Annotated in this window: 13 protein-coding genes and 1 riboswitch; of the genes, 2 read left to right on the top strand and 11 right to left on the bottom strand. The window is 61.9% G+C overall.

From position 1 onward, the window contains the following. Window positions 1-50: 50 nt before the first annotated feature. The 4 genes from VM94_RS02615 to hppD form a co-directional block, all read right to left on the bottom strand. Entirely contained in the window at window positions 51-2,774 is a 2,724-nt protein-coding gene (locus VM94_RS02615; protein WP_046682026.1) for a TonB-dependent receptor plug domain-containing protein, read from the bottom strand. Between the two features lie 162 nt (window positions 2,775-2,936). After that, a complete protein-coding gene (locus tag VM94_RS02610) occupies window positions 2,937-4,448 on the bottom strand; it encodes a S41 family peptidase (protein WP_046682025.1) in 1,512 nt (503 codons plus the stop codon). A gap of 123 nt (window positions 4,449-4,571) precedes the next feature. Further along, window positions 4,572-8,168, bottom strand: coding sequence for an indolepyruvate ferredoxin oxidoreductase family protein (locus VM94_RS02605; RefSeq protein WP_046682024.1), 3,597 nt, complete (start codon window positions 8,166-8,168; stop codon window positions 4,572-4,574). 297 nt (window positions 8,169-8,465) lie between these two features. Then, window positions 8,466-9,593, bottom strand: a complete 1,128-nt coding sequence (gene hppD / locus VM94_RS02600) for a 4-hydroxyphenylpyruvate dioxygenase (protein ID WP_046682023.1) — start codon at window positions 9,591-9,593, stop codon at window positions 8,466-8,468. A 125-nt stretch (window positions 9,594-9,718) separates the two neighbouring features. Between hppD and VM94_RS02595 the strand changes: the two genes are divergently transcribed. Next, complete coding sequence (locus VM94_RS02595) at window positions 9,719-10,249, top strand: Lrp/AsnC family transcriptional regulator (protein ID WP_035823904.1); 531 nt, start codon at window positions 9,719-9,721, stop codon at window positions 10,247-10,249. On the opposite strand, the gene VM94_RS02590 is transcribed toward VM94_RS02595, so the two are convergent. From VM94_RS02590 to VM94_RS02575, 4 genes are read right to left on the bottom strand one after another with little or no spacing between them, the layout of a single operon-like run. Further along, window positions 10,241-10,951 carry a GNAT family N-acetyltransferase gene (locus VM94_RS02590; RefSeq protein ID WP_046682022.1) on the bottom strand — a complete coding sequence of 237 codons (711 nt, stop codon included), beginning with the start codon at window positions 10,949-10,951 and terminating at the stop codon, window positions 10,241-10,243. The genes VM94_RS02595 and VM94_RS02590 overlap by 9 nt on opposite strands. Then, entirely contained in the window at window positions 10,948-12,060 is a 1,113-nt protein-coding gene (locus VM94_RS02585; protein WP_046682021.1) for a hypothetical protein, read from the bottom strand. Before VM94_RS02585 ends, VM94_RS02590 begins: the two co-directional genes overlap by 4 nt. A gap of 12 nt (window positions 12,061-12,072) precedes the next feature. Further along, complete coding sequence (locus tag VM94_RS02580) at window positions 12,073-12,789, bottom strand: glutathione S-transferase family protein (RefSeq protein WP_046682020.1); 717 nt, start codon at window positions 12,787-12,789, stop codon at window positions 12,073-12,075. Between the two features lie 12 nt (window positions 12,790-12,801). Further along, window positions 12,802-14,790 (bottom strand): lytic transglycosylase domain-containing protein, encoded by a 1,989-nt coding sequence (locus tag VM94_RS02575; RefSeq protein WP_046682019.1) that lies wholly within the window; start codon window positions 14,788-14,790, stop codon window positions 12,802-12,804. Window positions 14,791-14,894: 104 nt separating this feature from the next. Between VM94_RS02575 and VM94_RS02570 the strand changes: the two genes are divergently transcribed. After that, entirely contained in the window at window positions 14,895-15,422 is a 528-nt protein-coding gene (locus tag VM94_RS02570; protein ID WP_046682018.1) for a 5-formyltetrahydrofolate cyclo-ligase, read from the top strand. A 14-nt stretch (window positions 15,423-15,436) separates the two neighbouring features. On the opposite strand, the gene metF is transcribed toward VM94_RS02570, so the two are convergent. The 3 genes from metF to ahcY form a co-directional block, all read right to left on the bottom strand. Continuing rightward, window positions 15,437-16,267 carry a methylenetetrahydrofolate reductase [NAD(P)H] gene (gene metF / locus VM94_RS02565; RefSeq protein WP_034753084.1) on the bottom strand — a complete coding sequence of 277 codons (831 nt, stop codon included), beginning with the start codon at window positions 16,265-16,267 and terminating at the stop codon, window positions 15,437-15,439. Further along, a complete protein-coding gene (locus VM94_RS02560) occupies window positions 16,254-16,610 on the bottom strand; it encodes a phage holin family protein (protein ID WP_034783534.1) in 357 nt (118 codons plus the stop codon). The genes metF and VM94_RS02560 overlap by 14 nt, the downstream gene beginning before the upstream one ends. An 81-nt stretch (window positions 16,611-16,691) precedes the next feature. Further along, window positions 16,692-18,116, bottom strand: coding sequence for an adenosylhomocysteinase (ahcY, locus tag VM94_RS02555; protein WP_046682017.1), 1,425 nt, complete (start codon window positions 18,114-18,116; stop codon window positions 16,692-16,694). Between the two features lie 24 nt (window positions 18,117-18,140). Beyond that, a riboswitch (S-adenosyl-L-homocysteine riboswitch) is annotated at window positions 18,141-18,209 on the bottom strand. Window positions 18,210-18,251: the final 42 nt, after the last annotated feature.

The raw sequence follows: 18,251 nt of genomic DNA, 5'->3' as shown, positions 1-18,251 counted from the left end.
AAAAGCCGGAACAGCGTCTGCTGCTCCGGCCTTGCTCTGTCAAGCGTGAATTACGAACCGAAATGGTAGTTGAATTCGACCCAACCCTGGCGTCCCTGCGGGCTGTAGCTGCCCACCGGGTAGTACGGCCAGCCGCCGCTGTCGTCGCGCTTGATCTTGTCGAACACGTTGTTGACGATCAGCGACAGGGTGGCGCGGTCGTTGATGCGGTACACGGTGCTGATGTTGGCCAGCGCCGTCGGCGTCAGGTAGCCGGTACCGCCGCCGTTCGGGATCTTGCTGTAGCGGCTGACCAGCAAGGTGTTCGACCAGTCGCCAGCAGCCCAATTGACGCTCAGATTCAGCTTGTCGCGCCAATCCGTATTGTTCAGCGATTTGAGTTCGTCGATCTCTTCGTCGCCGGCAAATTGCTGCGATTTATTGCTCAGCACCTTGGCGTAATTGGCCTTGAAGGCGAAGCGGCCATAGTCCGCCGTGCGCAGCAAATACTTGACGCTGATGTCGATGCCGCTGCTGCTCTGCTTGGCCGCGTTGATCGGATTGACGGTGATGGTCTTGATCTCGCCGGCGCGGTTCAGGGCATTGGCCGCGAAACGCTCGACGCGGCCCAAGGTATCGGCGCAGGTAGGCGAGTTGATGTCGAACTTGCCCAGGCGGCAATCGGCTTCGTCGCGCAGGATCTTGTCGGCGCTCAGGTTCGTCACCAGGTCGTCGATCTTGATGTTCCAGTAATCGACGGAGACGTCGAAATTGGAACTTGGCGACCAGACGGCGCCCACGCCGAAGGACTTGCCTTTTTCCGACTGCAGGTCGCGGCTGCCATTCTGCACATAGTCGGCGCCCGGCGACTTGTTTGCGAATTCGCACTTGTCGATGCTCTGGCCGGCGGCGCCGCAGCGGTAGTAATCGGTGGTGCTCGAGTAGTAACCGGTGCCGCGCGCCTTGTAGATGTAGTTCATGTCCGGCGCGCGGAAGCTGGTGGCGTAGTTGGCGCGGAACAGCAGCTCCGGCGCGGGACGCAGTTCCAGGCCGCCGTTGTAGGTGAACTTGCCTTCATGGCGGCCGGCAAAGCTGTAGCGGTCGTAACGGCCGGCCAGGGTACCGGTCAGCTTCTCGTGCAGCGGCAGGTTGATCTCGGCGCCCAGCGCATAGCGGGTACGCGTGCCGGCCGTGATATCGGACTTGGTGGCGACGTTGAAGTAGCCGTCGTTCAGGCGCGCATCGGGCACATTGCTGAAGCCCTGCTTGCCCAATTCGGCGATGGTGGCGATCTTCGCCAGGCCAGCGGGCAGCTGGAACAGGTCGCCATTCGTCGCCAGGCTCAGGGTATTCGTCCAGGCCTTGTCGTCGCTGTCGGAATTGCCCGTGATGCTGTCGAACTCGGCCGCCGTCACGCGGCGCGACAAACGGGCCGGGTCCGGTGCGTAGATTGGCACGCCGGCGGTGTCGGTACCCAGTTTCGGGCCCAGGAAGAAGCTGTCGATATTGCCCAGCGCGCGCGGGGTATGGCTTTCGCTCTTGTACACCGAGGCGTTGTAGTTCGCTTCATACTGCCAGGAGGACGTGCCGGGAATGCGGCCCTTGGCGCCCAGCGAGATGGCGGTGGCCAGGTCGTCCCACTTGCGGTTGTAGCGCTCCACGCCGCCCATTTCCTCGGGCGAGATATAGCGCGTCCACGCTTCGTAGCGATTCGTGTTCTGGTTGCGGAAATAGCTGCTGCCCGTCGACGACGACGTCCACGTCGGGCCGCGCGTATTGTTCTCGGTCGAGTTCTTGCCGATCAGGAAGTCGGCGAACAGGGTCGTTTCCGGCGACAGCTCATAGTTGGCGCTGCCGAAGACGTTCTGGCTGCGGTTCTTGGTTTGCGTGGTCCAGTAAGTGGGACCGACTTTCGGGCTGGCGCAATAGCTGCCGTTCTTCGCCTGGTACTTGACGACGCTGCCGCCGAACAGGTCGCCGAACTGGTTGCAGGTGTCGCCCAGGTCCACGTAGCTGCCGGAGGTACCCGCCTGCACCACGCGGCGCGAGGCGATATTCGTCGGCGTGCCCGAGCGGGTGGCCATGAAATCGCGCTGTAGGCTCGACAGCGGATCGCGCTGGCTCAGCTCCACGCTGAACAAGGTATGCAGCTTGTCGAAATTGCCGCCGCCCGTCAGCTGCACGCGCTGGTTGCCGGCGCCGCCACGCGTGGTGCCGCCCGCCTTGACGTTGATATCGAAACCTTCCGTCTGCTTTTTCAGGATCACGTTGACCACGCCGGCGATGGCGTCGGAACCATAGATGGCCGAGGCGCCGCCGTTGAGGATCTCGATGCGGTCGACAATGCTCGACGGGATATTCGCCAGGTTGGTGAAGTTGACCGTGCCTTCGTAGGCGACGGGGAAGTCGGCCAGGCGGCGGCCATTGAGCAGGATCAGGGTGTGGTTCGGGCCGAGGCCGCGCAGGCTGATGGTATTGGCCGACGGCGTGAACGTGTTGCCAAAGTCCTCGCCTTGCGTAAAGCCGCTGTTCTGTACCTGATTGGTCAGCGCATCGAAGACGTTCTTGTACCCTTGCTTGGTGATTTCATCCCCCGTCAGGATGGTGACGGACGATGGTCCTTCCAGGCTGGCGCGCGGGATCCGCGAACCGGTGACCACGACGGCTGGCGGGGTGGCCGCCGGCTGCTGATCCGCTGCGGGCGCTTGCGTTTGCGCGTGCGCCTGCCATGCGGAACCGCCCAGGATGGCCAGTACGGCGACGGTGAGCGGTGGTAACTTGAATTGTATAGGCATCTTTGCGCTTCTCAAGGTTAGGGAGAAGGCGAAAGATATCAAAATGCCAGTAATTACAAAACGAATGGATTCATCTTTCTATATACCAAAATTGTTATATAGAAAGATTTCTGAGCAGAAAGCTCCCCCTCCTTCACCCGGGAAGGGCAGCACAATGGGGCTTTAGCGTTTCAAGACAGCAATTTCCTTGTAGGCAGGACGCAGCAGCCGCGCAGCCATGTCGGCCGGACTCTCGATAGAACTCAACAGCCTGATCGCGCCCGTGGCCGGGCTACAGCTGCCGCTGCTGCGGTAGCGCAGCGCCGCCGCCAGCATGCCTTCGGCCGGATCGCCCAGCTGGTTCTGATAATCGTCCATTACCTCGCAGGTCGGCGCCATGCCATCGGCAAAGTCGCCAAAGCCCTTGGCGTTGACGCCCTGGAACTGCACGGCGAAATACGTGGTGCCGCAATTGGGCGTGGGATAGAAACCGTAAGGCTTGCCGCACGTCGTGCCGCCGATCAGGTTGACCTGCACATCCACGCCGCGCAAGCCGTTGATGATCGCTTCGCTGGCCGAGCAGGTATTGCCCGTCGTCAGCAAGGTCACGCGCTTGAGGCCCAGCGAAGGCAGCGGTGTGCCCTTGGGCAGGGGATTCGGCCCGGCAAAGCCCTGGCTTTGCGCATGGAATGGCACGGGCGCTTCCGGCCGCGTCTTGTCATTGGCCAGCACCTGCTCGAAAGTCTTGCCGGTGGTAACTTGCGGACCGGAAATCATGTAGGCAAGCTCGCTGGCGACATCGAGGTAGCCGCCGCCGTTGTAGCGCACGTCAAGCACCAGGTCGCTGATGCCGGCCGCCTGGAAGCGGCGCATGGTCTCGACCAACTGGCGTTCGGCCACGTTGTTATGCGTATTGAAGGTCAGGTAGCCCACCTTGCCCGTGGGTGTGTCGATGATGCGCTCGTTTTGCACGGCGCTCGTATTGACTTCCACCGCCTGCAGGCGCGCGGAGATGGGTATTCCGTTGCGGCTGAACGCCAGCGTGTGCGTGCCTTGCGCTTGCGGGAACAAGCCATCGTTGATGATCTTCACGCTGGCAGCGTCAGGGGCATTGATGAAATCGACGCCATCGACCGCTTGCAGCTCATCGCCGCGCCGCAAGCCCGCCAGTGCCGCCGGCGAGCCTGGCTCGATGATCGTGACCACGGCCTTGCGCGGCGGCGTGGTGCGCGTCAGCGCCAGCAGCATGCCGTAGCCCAGTTCCACGCCATTGAGCGAGGCTTCCCATTCGGCCGTCGTATACGTGAAGTGGAACTGGTCCTTCGGCTTGCCGGACGCCGTCGTGGCAGTCGTTTTGAGCACATCGAAATACGCCTTCGCCGTGGCAAAGCTTTGCGGCAGGTAGGTGGTCGGCACTTCGCGGTACCACAGATACGTTTCATCGATCCAGCTGCGCACCCACGTCTGCTCATTGAGCAAGGTGCCCGGCTTGTCGATGCTGCTGCCGCTGCGCGGCGCCTCGCAACGGTTCGCGACCGTGGAGGAAGCGACCAGCGCCGTGGGACCCGTCGGCCCGGTTGGCGTCACGGGCGGCACGACGGGCGCGCTGTCGCTGCTGCCGCCTCCTCCGCCGCCGCAGGCACTCAACACGAATCCGAGGGAAACAACGAGGCAACGCAGGCGCAGGGAATGCATGGGAAACTTTCCAAGAAGAAATTATCGAAAAATTATAATGCGTTTTGCCAGCAAGCGTTGTTTTCTTTGATACAAAAAAATGGCGCCCGCAGGCGCCATTGCTACAGCGTGGAGTTCACCCCATCACGCCATGGTGGCCGCCACGGGCGCTGCCACGACGGGCGGCAGCGGCGTCGGCGCGTTGAAGGCGATCAACAGACTCGCTTCCTTCTCTTTCGCCGCCTTCAAATGACGCTCCTTCACGTGGCCATAGCCGCGGATGTCTTCCGGGATGCTGGCGATGGCCACGGCTTGCGCCAGCTTGGCCGTCGTCAGTTTCGGCAGCAAGCCGCCCACCGTCGCGCGGTATTCAAGAATCAGCGCGCGCTCCATCTTGCGCTCGGCCGTGTGGCCGAAGATGTCGAACGCCGTGCCGCGCAAGCCCTTGAACTTGGCCAGCACGCCGAACGCCTTCATCATCCACGGGCCGAATTCCTTCTTCACCAGATGGCCTTGGGCATCCGTTTTCGCCATGATCGGCGGCGCCAAGTGGAACTTGAGCTTGATGTCGCCTTCGAACATGGCGGCGATCTTCGCCTGGAAGGCGCCGTCCGTGTACAGGCGCGCCACTTCGTACTCGTCCTTGTAGGCCATCAGCTTGTAGAAGTAGCGGGCCACGGCTTCCGTCAGACGCAAGTGCGGGCCATTCAGGGCGCTTTCGGCGGCGCGTACCTGGCCGACGAAATCGATGTACTGCTGCGCATAGGCGCGGTCCTGGTAGGCAGTCAGCAGGGCCACCCGTTTTTCGATGATGTCGTCGAGCGTGTCGATGCGCTTGAATTCCACCACCTTGGCTGGTGTCGTCATGCGCACCAGGCTGGCCGCGTCATGCGCACCGGCGCGACCCCAATTGAAGGCCGCCTTGTTGAACGCCACCGAGACGTTGTTCAAATCGATGGCCTTCATGATGGCCGCTTCGCTGAGTGGCACCTTGCCCTTTTGCCAGGCGTAGCCGAGCATGAACATGTTCGTGGCGATCGAGTCGCCCATCAGCGCTGTGGCGATCTGGCCCGCGTCGATGAAGTCCACGTGATCGCTGCCGCAAGCCTTTTCAATTTCCATGCGTGCGGAAGCGCCGGGGAATTGCCAGTCCGGGTTTTTCACGAAGGCGGCCGTCGACGAGCTGGTCGAGTTGATCATGGCCCAGCTGCGGCCTTCTCCCATGCGCGACAAGGCATCGCGGCTGGCCGTGACGATCAGATCGCAGCCGATCACCAGGTCGGCCGCGCCCGTGCCGACGCGCGTCGAGTGGATATCTTCCTGGCGGTCCGCCAGGCGCACGTGCGACATGACAGGGCCGCCCTTTTGCGCCAGGCCGCTCATGTCCAGCACGGAACAGCCCTTGCCTTCCACATGCGCCGCCATGGCGAGGATCTGGCCGACCGTGACGACGCCCGTGCCGCCGATGCCGGTCACTAAAATGCCGAACGGCTCGGCCGTCGAAGGAATCTGCGGCGTCGGCAAGGCCGGCGCGGCCGGCGCATCCTTGTCGGCGGCAGCTGCCTTTTTCGGCTTTTTCAAGCCGCCGCCTTCCACCGTCACGAAACTGGGGCAGAAACCCGTCGTGCACGAGAAATCCTTGTTGCAGGACGACTGGTTGATCTGGCGCTTGCGCCCCAGTTCCGTTTCCAGCGGTTCCACCGACAGGCAGTTCGATTGCACGGAGCAGTCGCCGCAGCCTTCGCAGACGGCTTCGTTGATGACGGCGCGCTTGGCCGGGTCCGGGTATTCATTGCGTTTCCGGCGGCGGCGTTTTTCCGAGGCACAGGTCTGGTCGTAGATCATGGCCGACACACCGGGCATGTCGCGCAGTTCGCGCTGCACGTCCATCAGTTCCGAACGGTGGCGCACGGTGACGCCTTCCGCCCAGGCGTAATCGGACGGGTATTTTTCCGGTTCGTCGGTCACGACGATGATGGGGCCGACGCCTTCGGCGGCGATCTGGCGAGAGATAATGGCCGGCGATAATGGGCCGTCGAATTCCTGGCCGCCCGTCATGGCCACCGCATCGTTGAACAGAATCTTGTAGGTGATGTTCACCTTGGCCGAGACGGCAGCGCGGATCGCCAGGATGCCCGAGTGGAAATACGTGCCGTCACCCAAGTTGGTAAACACGTGCTTTTCATTCGTGAACGGCGCCTGGCCGACCCAGGTCACGCCTTCGGCGCCCATGTGGGTAAACGTCGACGTTTCGCGGTCCATCCACAGCACCATGTAATGGCAGCCGATGCCGGCCAGCGCGCGCGAGCCTTCCGGCACCTTGGTGGAACTGTTGTGCGGGCAGCCGGAGCAGAAGAATGGCGTGCGGTCCTTTTGCGGATCGGGTTTCACGCTGATCGCTTTGAGCACATTCTCTTTGGCTTCCAGGTAGGCGATGCGTTCCTTCACGCGCTGCTCGACCGGGTGGCCCGCGTAGTAGCGCGAAATGCGGCTGGCAATGGCACGGGCGATCATGGCCGGGTTCAGTTCATACGTGGCCGGCAGCAGCCAGTCGCCGTGGCCGGTGCCCTTCTGGTTGCTCCATTCGCCCGTGTCGTCGAACTTGCCGACCACGCGCGGACGTTCGCCGTCTTTGAGGTTGTAGAGTTCTTCCTTCAGCGCGTATTCGAGGATTTGCCGCTTTTCTTCCACTACGAGGATTTCGTCGAGACCCTTGGCGAATTCGTGCACACCGTCCGCTTCCAGCGGCCAGGTCATGCCGATCTTGTACAGGCGGATGCCGATGTCGGACGCCGTCTGCTCGTCGATGCCCAGGTCGGCCAGCGCCTGGCGCGTGTCCAGGTAGGACTTGCCGGCCGTGATGATGCCGATGCGCGCCTTCGGGCTGTCCCAGATGATTTTATTGAGCTTGTTGGCACGCGCATAGGCCAGCGCCGCATACCATTTGTAGCTGTTCATGCGCACTTCCTGCTCCAGCACCGTATCGGGCCAGCGGATGTTCAAGCCGCCGGCCGGCATCTCGAAATCGGTCGGCAAGGTGATCTGCACACGGTCCGGGTCGAAATCCACGGCGGCGCCCGACTCGATGATGTCGGTCACGCATTTCATCGACACCCACAGGCCCGTGTAGCGGCTCATGGCCCACGCATGCAAGCCGTAGTCGATATATTCCTGCACCGACGACGGGTACAGCACGGGAATGCCGCAGGCGTTCAGGATATGGTCGGACTGGTGCGCCGTGGACGAGGATTTCGCCGCATGGTCGTCGCCGGCCAGCACCAGCACGCCGCCATGCTTGGCGGAACCAGCATTGTTCGCGTGCTTGAAGACGTCGCCGCAGCGGTCGACGCCGGGGCCCTTGCCGTACCACATGCCGAACACGCCATCGTATTTCGCGTCTTCGAACAGATTCGTTTGCTGCGTGCCCCAGACGGCCGTGGCGGCCAGGTCTTCGTTCAGGCCCGGATGGAATTTGACGTGGTGTTCATCGAGATATTTTTTTGCCTTGATCGCCGTCATGTCGACGGACGTCACAGGCGAACCGCGGTAGCCGGTGATGTAGCCGGCCGTATTCAGGCCCGCTTTCAGGTCGCGCTCGCGCTGCAGCATGGGCAGGCGAATCAGCGCTTGCGTACCCGTCATGAAGGCGCGGCCACGCTCCAAAGTGTATTTGTCGTTCAGGGAAATCTCGGACGCGTGCGCGCCCGGCTCAAGACTCGAGCCCTTGATTGGTGCATTCATTACTTGTCTCCATTATTCTCTGTGCTACGCGTGCAAAGTCGGTTGAACTCACACGTACCGGCCGCGCCTTGTGGGCAATGCCGGTGCGGAAAAATGACTTGTTTGTCGTAGACTACCACAGGAAGGCGCGCAGTTCTTTGCTGCACTGCACTCCCGTGTTTGTACTTTTTCTGCTTTTTAGTGCTTCTTTTTGCGGGCATGTCGGGTTACGCCATTCTGGCTAACCCGACCTACATTACTGGCCCCAGCCGTAGGTCGGCTTAGCCGGAACGGCGTAAGCCGACAAACACCACCAGCTTACGCCGCGCTCGTATCTTTCAATACGCCGCGCTTGATCTGGTCCAGCTCGATCGACTCGAACAGCGCGCGGAAGTTGCCTTCGCCGAAGCCCTGGTCGCCCTTGCGTTGGATGATCTCGAAGAAGATCGGGCCGATCACCGTCTGCGTGAAGATTTGCAGCAGCAACTCGCGTTCGGTTTCCGTGCTGTGGCCATCGATCAGGATGCGCAAACGGCGCAGTTCTTCCAGCTGCTCGCCATGGTTCGGCAGGCGGCGGTTGACCAGCTCATAGTAAGTTTCAATCGTGTCCTGGAAATCGATACCCGTATCGCGCATGCCTTGCACGGAAGAGTAGATATCGTCCGTGCCCAGCGCGATGTGCTGGATGCCTTCGCCGTGGTACTGGTCCAGGTATTCGGCGATCTGCGACTTGTCGTCCGACGATTCATTGATCGGGATGCGGATCTTGCCGCACGGCGAAGTCATGGCTTTCGACTTCAGACCAGTATGCTTGCCTTCGATGTCGAAGTAGCGCACTTCGCGGAAGTTGAACAGGTTTTCATAGAAACCGGCCCACTCCTTCATGCGGCCACGGTGCACATTGTGCGTCAGGTGGTCGATATAGGTCAGGCCATGGCCGACCGGGTTGGCGACGGCGCCGGGAATGGCGACGAAATCGACGTCATAGATGCTGATGTCGCCGATGCCGCCTGGTGCGGCCGCGTCCGGCTTGTCGGCGCCCTTGCCGCGCCAGCGGTCGACGAAGTACAGCAGCGAATCGCCCACGCCCTTGATGGCGGGGATATTCAGCTCCATCGGACCGGTTTTATTGTCAAAACCCCATGCGCCCAGTTCCAGCGCGCGGCGGTAGACGAAAGCGGCATCGTCGACGCGGATGGCGATGGCGCACACGGACGGGCCGTGATGGCGGGCAAAACGCTGCGCGAACGAATCTTGTTCGGCATTGATGATGAAATTGATGTCGCCCTGACGGTACAGGGTCACATCCTTGTGGCGGTGGCGCGCGATGGCCGTGAATCCCATGTTCTCGAACAGCTTGCCCAATGCTTTTGGGTCTGGTGCTGCATACTCGACGAACTCGAAACCATCGGTACCCATCGGGTTATCCCAAGGCTGAAATTGCATGATGTCTCCTCCAAGAAGTAGCGCACAGTATAGGCGCGGTCTGTGGGCATTAAATGCCAAAGATCTCCCGAACAATCATGATTTGCGCAATAATATTGCGTGAAACAAGAACCACCGGAGGAAGCATGAGCAAAATTACGCTGGATAAAACGGATCGCAAGATCCTCGCCGTCCTGCAGGCCGATGGCCGCCTGTCGAATCAGGATGTGGCCGAGCAGGTCAGCCTGTCGCCGTCGCCATGCTTGCGCCGCGTCAAACGGCTGGAAGAAGCGGGCGTGATCCGCCAGTACGTGGCCCTGCTGGACCCGGAAAAGATCGGCCTGGGGCTATTGGCCTACGTTAATGTGCGGCTGGAAAAGCACAGTGACGCCTCCGCCCATGCCCACAGCACGGCGCGCGTGCTGGCGCCGAATCTGGTGACAAACACGTCGCCGCGCGCCGACTTCGCCGTGGCCGTGGCGCAATGGCCGGAAGTGGTGGCCTGCTACGCGATGACGGGTGAAATGGATTATCTGCTGCGCGTACACGTGGAAGACATGGAGCACTTTTCGCGCTTCATGATGGCGACCCTGCTGCGCCACCCGGCCGTACTGGACGTGAAATCGAGCTTCGCCTTGCAGCGCATCAAGGATACGACGGCCCTGCCCTTACTGTGACGGCGGTGACGGCGGCCCGGGCTTCTTCTTGCGGCCCGGCAAACGCTCGAACAATTTGCTGGCGGCGCGCGCATTCGCCTTGAACGTGTAGTCGAACATGGCGAACTGCTCCTGCACGGCTTCCTGCAACATGCTGCCCGGATTCGGCGGCAACAGTTTTAGATAGGCATCGGCTTCGCCATAGTCGCGCTGGATTTCCATACCCGCCTTCTTGGCGATATGCATCATCGTCTTGTTGGACGACAGACAATGCATGTACAGGGTATCGACGTCGTTGTTGCGGCAGTGAATTGCCGCCCGCTCGAACAGTTTCGACCCGACCCCCATGCCGCGCATGGATTTCGACACGGACACGCCAAACTCGGCCACCTGCTCCTTGTCCGTCACGACGCTTTTCGCCGGCGACTTGTCCTTCGGCGCGAACGCCAGATGCCCCACGCCCACCAGCTTGAACAGGCTGTTATAGACGCCGTAGACCATGTCGCGCGAGAAATCCATCTTTTGCACGTACTGGGCGACGAGCTCATCGGGCAAGGCGCTGCCGAAGCGCAGCAGCCGGTCGCTTTTCTCCAGCGACAGGAAATGCTTCATCATGCGGCGCCGGTCGCGCTCATGCAATTGCTTGACGAGCACGGTCGGGCGGCCGCCGCTACGGCTAAGCCAGCGGCGAAACGGGTTCTGGAACAATTTTGGCAGGGTCATGGCAGTTCCGTGCTGCTGATCGCGTTCGTGACGGCCTCGACCCGCGCCGCATGGATGAGCTCGGGAATGCGCTTTGGTTCGTGTGCGCAAGCTTGTGCCAACGCACCCGCATCGACGCCGCGCACGGCCGCCAGCATGGCTTGCAGCCAGGCGGACTGCGGGAATGCCGGATCCTGGGCTTGCACATTGCAGGCGATGGCGTCCAGCATCTGCACGAAGCGCTGCGGCTTGCGCAGTCCGTCGCAGCGTTCGCACAAGCGCACCAGTTCCCCGGCGTTCAAGGCCAGCGCACCGGCGACGGCGACCTGCTCGCGCGCCGCCATCACGGCCAGCTCGCGGCAATCGTTGGGCACGCGCAGGCGCTCGCTGAGCGCATTGATCTGCCCAAGTGGCACGGCCAACATCAGCACGGCAAAGCGCACGCACAGTGCATGGCCTGCGCCCGCCGCGCTGTCGATCACATGCAGCAAATGTTCGTTGATTGTCAACTCCGGCAGGATGCGCGCCAAGGCGCCGCACTCGTGCAACACCGTCAACATGCGCGACGGGTGGCTTTCCATCAAGCCCTTGGCCACTTCCTGCCATACGCGCTCGGCCACCAGCGCGTCGACTTCGCCGTCCAGCACCATTTGACGCATGAGGGCCATGGTGGCCGGTGCCACCGTAAACCCGTCGAAGCGGGCGGCAAAGCGGGCCAGGCGCAAGATGCGCACGGGGTCTTCGCCAAACGCATCGGAGACGTGGCGAAACACTTTGTTCTGGATATCCTCGATGCCGCCGAACGGGTCCGTCAGGCTGCCATCTTCGGCTTGCGCGATGGCGTTGATGGTCAAATCGCGGCGCACCAGGTCGTCTTCCAGGGTGACGTCGGGCGCCGTGTGGAAGACAAAGCCCCGGTAGCCGGGGGCCGTCTTGCGTTCCGTCCGCGCCAGCGCGTACTCTTCCTGCGTCTTCGGGTGCAGGAAGACGGGAAAATCCTTGCCGACGGGCCGGAAGCCCTGGCGCAGCATGTCGTCCGGCGTGGCGCCGACGACGACGTAATCGCGGTCTTTCACGGGCAAGCCCAGCAGTTGGTCGCGCACCGCGCCACCGACCGTGTATATCTTCATAACGCTCTTTTCTTAGTCAGGCAATTCCGCGTCGTGCTTGGGCGCCGTTTCCGTTTCCGCCAGCGCTTCCGCGATCCAGCGGGCCACGGCCTGGTGCGCCTGCACGCGCTCGCAATATGCGTTCAGCGCCGGCGCCAGGCTCACGCCATAGGTACGGAAGCGCATGACGACGGGCGCGAAATACGCATCGGCGATGGAAAAGTCGCCAAACAGGAACTGGTGATGGCCAAAGCGCGATAAACACTCTTCCCAGATTTCGCTGATGCGGCCAATATCGGCCTGCGCGGCGGCCGTGCGGCCCCGTCCCGGCAACTTCGCCTTGATATTCATCGACATGTCCGTGCGCAAGCCCGTGAAACCGGAATGCATTTCCGCGCAGACACAACGCGCCATGGCGCGCGCGGCCACGTCTTGCGGCCACATGTGCTTATCGGGAAACTGCTCGGCCAGGTATTCGCAGATGGCCAGGCTGTCCCAGATCGTGATTTCGCCCGCCAGCAGCACGGGGACCCGGCCGCAGGCCGAATACTCGGCAATTTTCGTCGCCGTATCGCTTTGATCGAGCAGCACGCGCACTTCCTGGAACGGGATGCCGAACGCCGTCATGGCCACCCACGGTCGCATCGACCACGATGAGTAATTCTTGTTGCCGATGATGAGGGTCAGGCCCGGCTCGCGCGCGGCGGCCAGGGTTTGCGTCAGGCTGGGATCAAGGATGGTCGTTTGCATGGTCGGCTATCTTTAGTTGGATGATGGCAAGTCGGCCGCGATGGCGCTGTTTTTCGGTCCGACGGTACCCAGGCGCGCCTTCAGTGACTGCGGGCTCTTCTCGAACAGGGCCGCGTAATACGTGGCGTTGGCCATCACGTTTTTCACGTAGCCGCGCGTTTCCGTGTACGGAATGATCTCGGCAAAGACGGCGCCTTCCAGCGGACGGGTCATGGTGGCGCGCCAGATGCGCAAGCGCCCCGGTCCCGCGTTGTAGGCGGCGCTGGCCAGCACTTGCGAACCGTCGAGACCGCCAAGCACCATGTTCAGGTAATTCGTGCCCAGCAAGACGTTGGTGCGCACGTCGCTCAAGGTTTCCGTGACGAAATCCGTCAAACCGATCTTCTTGGCGACATACCGGGCCGTCGATGGCATCACCTGCATCAGGCCGGACGCGCCCACGTGCGACTGCGCATCCATGATGAAGCGCGATTCCTGGCGGATCAGGCCGTACACCCAGGCTTTGTCGAGACCCAGGGTTTGCGTGGCCGGATGCATGACGTCGTCGTGCGGCGTCGGATAGCGCTGCGTGTAGTCCACTTCCAGGCGCGTGCGGTCCGAGGTGTTGACCATGCGGTCGAGCACATTGTTCTGGCGCGCAAATTCCGCAGCCGCCAGATGTTGCCGATCCGTCATCGAACGCAATTCCCAGTTCCACTCGCGCGTGCCTTCGAAGCGCAAGCGCATGTTGAAGAATTTCAAGGCGCGTTGCAAGCCCGGATTGGCGGCCATGGCGGCGATTTCCGCCGGCGTGATGGGCTGGCCCGGCGGCGGCAACACCAGGTGGTTGCCCAGCTCTTCATTGGCCAGCAAGCCGTAGAAATTCGATTGATCAGCAATCGTGCGGTACAGGGCATCCGCCTGCGCGTTCGGACGGCCCGGTGTTTCCGCCTGCTGTGCGCGCGCCAGCCAGTACACCCAGGCGGGGTCGGCACGCAGGGACGCCGGCATGGCCTGGATGGCGGCCTTGACCAGCGGCCAGTTACCTTCGCGCAAGGCGATACGTGCCTTCCACTGCATCTGCTCCTGGGTCAATGGCGCGCCATTGGTTTTTTGCCAATATTCGAATGCTTCCGGCGCCAGCGAATACGACGCTTGCAGGGCCAGGCTGGCCCAGCCGATGGCCTGTTCCTGCGCCGTCAGCTGCGCACTGGCCTTTTGCAGGGCCACCACGCCCAGCTTCAAGGTGCTTTTCGCCATGCGGCCGACAGCCACCAAGTACATCTCGTGGTCGGCGCGACTTAGACCGGGTCCCTTGGCCAGCACCAGCGCCGGCAAATCGATCGCTTGCGCCATCTTCGCGTCGGACGCGCCCAGCAGCAGCGCGATGCGGCGCGCCGGGCCTGTGGCGTTGGTCTGGCCCGCCAGACGGATCTGCGCCCACAGGTCGTTCGTGTCGAACTGGCCGTTTTGCGCCAATGCCGCGATCAGGCTGCCGCACGCTTCGCCATAGCCGGGCGGAGACACGAGCAGGTTGCGCGCCTCGGCCGCCACGTTCTGCCCCTTGGCCGCGCGCGACATCAGCGCGTAGCACTTGAGCTGGGTGTCGTCGTCGAGGGCGAATTGCGGATATTGCTCATCGAACACGACCCAGTCCCGCTTGCGGCCCAGCTCCAGCAGCCAGTCGTTGCGGAAACGGTCGGCGATGGCGCTGCCCTTGTAGCGGTTCAGGTAATCGCGAAATTGCGCCTCGGTCAGCAGTTTGATGCGCGGTTTCAGCCGATAATAGTCAACATACGATGGAATCTGGTAATTCGTCAGGCGCCCCGCATAAAAGTCGGCTTTTTCGACGTCATCCTTGCGCGCGGCGTCGCGCAGCAGCAGGAAGGCATCGTCCTCGCTGCGCGTGTCGGGGGCGGCTGGGGATACGGTGGTCGATACCTGGGCCAGGGCGGCCAGGGGAGACAAGGCCGATGCAACACACAGCATCGTGCCGGCAATCCATTTCAGTGGGGAAATCAATGTACGACTCTCAATCTTAACTTGATGGTGATATGAATAGCGACCCTAGAATAACATGCGATCCGGCTACACGGCCACCCATTGCGCCACAGGAAAAAGCCGGCTTGCGCAAAGCCTTGCTGGCGGCCCGGCGCGCCCTGCCCGACACCACGCGCGCAGGGTGGGACGCGGTCATCGCGCAGCGCCTGCTGGACTGGTGCGCGCAGGAAAACGTCAAGGAGCTGGGCGTGTACTGGCCCCTGCATGGCGAGCCGGACTTGCACGGCGCGTACGTGCAACTGGCCGCGCGCGGCGTGGCGCTCAGTCTGCCCGTGGTGCTGGAAAAACATGCGCCGCTGGCATTCAGTGACTGGACGCCCGGCGAGCCCATGGTCAAGGATGGCATGGGCGTGGCCGTGCCGGCCCGTTTGCGCCTGCGCCCGGCACCTGCCACCCTGCTCGTGCCCTGCCTGGGATTCAATGAGGAACGTTACCGGCTCGGCTATGGCGGCGGCTATTACGACCGCACCCTGGAACATGCGCCGCGGCCCCGTACCTTGGGCGTGGCATACGGCTGCTTGAAAGCATCATTTGCCAGCGGCACATACGACATCGCCCTCGATCACGTCGTGACGGAGGGCGATCTGTACTGACGAGTCAGGACGGTTTATTTCACCAGGCGCTGCCACAATGCGGTCGTGGGCGCCGCCTGGTTCATGCTATAGAAATGCAAGCCTGGCGCGCCGCCTTCCAGCAAACGCTCGCACAAGCCCGTCACCACGTCCAGGCCGAAGGCCTTGATGGACGCGCTGTCGTCGCCGAAGCTGGCCAGTTTCAGACGCACCCAGCGTGGAATTTCCGCGCCGCACATGTCCGAAAAGCGCATCAGCTGCGTGTAGTTCGTGATCGGCATGATGCCGGCCACGATGGGCACGTTGATGCCCATCTTCTGCGTCTGCTCGACAAACTGGAAATACGCGTCGGCATTGTAGAAGTACTGGGTGATGGCGGCATTGGCGCCAGCCTGCACCTTGCGCGCGAACGCGTTCAAGTCGTCCTGCGGCGAACGGGCTTGCGGGTGCACTTCCGGATAGGCGGCCACTTCGATATGAAAATGGTCGCCCGTCTCGGCGCGGATGAATTCCACCAGCTCGTTGGCGTAACGGAACTCGCCCGAAGCGCCATAGCCGCTCGGCAAGTCGCCGCGCAAGGCGACGATACGCTTCACGCCGGCCGCCTTGAAGTCGGCCAGCACGGCGCGGATCGATTCGCGCGAACCGCCCACGCAAGACAGGTGCGGTGCGGCCTGTTCGCCGGCCGCCAGGATCTCGCGCACGGTGTCCAGCGTACCCTGCTGCGTGGTGCCACCGGCGCCAAAGGTCACCGAGAAATACTTCGGATGCAACTCAGACAACTTGACCCGCGTGGCGCGCAGCTTTTCCGCCCCTTCCGGGGTTTTCGGCGGGAAAAACTCAATACTGAAATTATGCTTTTCCATCGTCATTACTCAAAAGTAAGGTCGACAGGGCCCAGGAAATGATGCTGTACAAAATGGCGCCGCCCACGGCAGACCAGAAACTGGCGACATGGAAACCATCGATCACCTGTGCCACGAGCCAGAACAGGAAGCCGTTGATGATCAGAATGAACAGGCCCAGCGACAGGAACGTCACGGGCAGGGTCAGCAGGATCAGCAAAGGACGGATCAGCGCATTGACCAGCCCCAGCACGGCAGCGGCCAGCAGCGCGGTCCAGCCACTGCTCATCGTCACCGAATGCATCAGGTAAGGGACGGCAAACAGGGCTGCCGCATTGATAAACCAAATCAGTAGCAAGCGCATTTCTCTAGCCTGTCAAAAGTAGGGTCAGGCCGGCGGCAGGCGCCGGCCCTCAGAGGGTAAGTTACAGCCCCAGACTACCGATTAATAGCGGTAATGATCTGGCTTGTAGGGGCCTTCCGTGCGCACGCCAATGTAGTCGGCTTGCTCTTGCGTCAGTTCCGTCAGCTGCGCATTCAACTTTTTGAGTTGCAAACGGGCGACTTTTTCGTCCAGGTGTTTGGGCAGGGTGTACACGCCGACCGGGTAGTTGGCCGTGTTTGCATACAGTTCGATCTGGGCGATCGTCTGGTTGGCGAACGACGAGCTCATCACGTACGACGGGTGGCCCGTGCCGCAACCGAGGTTGACCAGGCGGCCTTCGGCCAGCAGGATGATGCGGCGGCCCGACGGGAAGATGATGTGGTCGACTTGCGGCTTGATGTTTTCCCACTCGTATTGTTTCAACGAAGCGACGTCGATTTCATTGTCGAAGTGACCAATGTTGCAGACGATGGCCTGGTCTTTCATGCGCGTCAGGTGATCGTGCGTGAGGATGTGATAGTTGCCCGTGCAGGTGACAAAGATGTCGCCGTGTTCGCAGGCGTAATCCATGGTCACGACGCGGTAGCCTTCCATCGCCGCCTGCAGTGCGCAGATCGGATCGACTTCCGTCACCCATACTTGCGCCGACAGGGCGCGCATGGCTTGGGCCGAACCCTTGCCGACATCACCGTAACCGGCGATGACGGCGACTTTGCCGGCGATCATCACGTCGGTGGCGCGCTTGATGCCGTCGACCAGGGATTCGCGGCAGCCGTACAGGTTGTCGAATTTCGATTTCGTGACGGAATCGTTCACGTTGATCGCAGGGAAAGCCAGCTTGCCTTCCTTGTGCATCTGGTACAAGCGGTGCACGCCGGTCGTCGTTTCTTCCGTCACGCCGAGGATTTCCGGCAGACGCTTCGAGTACCAGGTCGGATCGGCCAGCAAGTGTTTCTTGATCGAGTTGAACAGGCAGATTTCTTCGTCCGAACCGGGGTTGGCCAGCACCGACAGGTCGGTTTCAGCGCGCACGCCCAGGTGCAGCAGCAGGGTGGCGTCGCCGCCATCGTCGAGGATCATGTTCGAGTAGACAGCCTTGCCGTCCACGCTAGGCCATTCGAAGATGCGGTGCGTGTATTCCCAGTAGTCGTCCAGCGACTCGCCCTTGACGGCGAACACGGGCGTGCCAGCGGCAGCGATGGCGGCAGCGGCGTGATCTTGCGTGGAGTAAATGTTGCACGATGCCCAACGCACTTGCGCGCCCAGTGCTTCCAGGGTCTGGATCAGCACGGCGGTCTGGATGGTCATGTGGATGGAACCGGTGATGCGCGCGCCTTTCAGAGGCTGCGCTGCCGCGAATTCTTCGCGGATGGCCATCAGGCCAGGCATTTCCGTTTCAGCAATCTTGATTTCTTTGTCGCCCCATGCGGCCAAGGTGATATCGGCGATGGTGTAGTCGTGTTGCGATTTGAGTACGGCGTTCATCACGCCCTCCTTTCAGTTGAAAAAGGTACGTGAGCGCAGTTGCAGGATATTCCGAGCCTGGCGAATTTCTTCGTCGCAACGCTCCTCGGACGGGGGATTTTAACATTGTCAAGGCCGCCGCGCCAGCCTGTTCGC

This window comes from Janthinobacterium sp. KBS0711, from assembly GCF_000988085.1.
Taxonomy (GTDB): Bacteria; Pseudomonadota; Gammaproteobacteria; order Burkholderiales; family Burkholderiaceae_D; genus Janthinobacterium; species Janthinobacterium lividum_E.
Note: the sequence above shows the minus strand (reverse complement) of the source record. Positions and strands in the feature narration are given on the sequence as shown.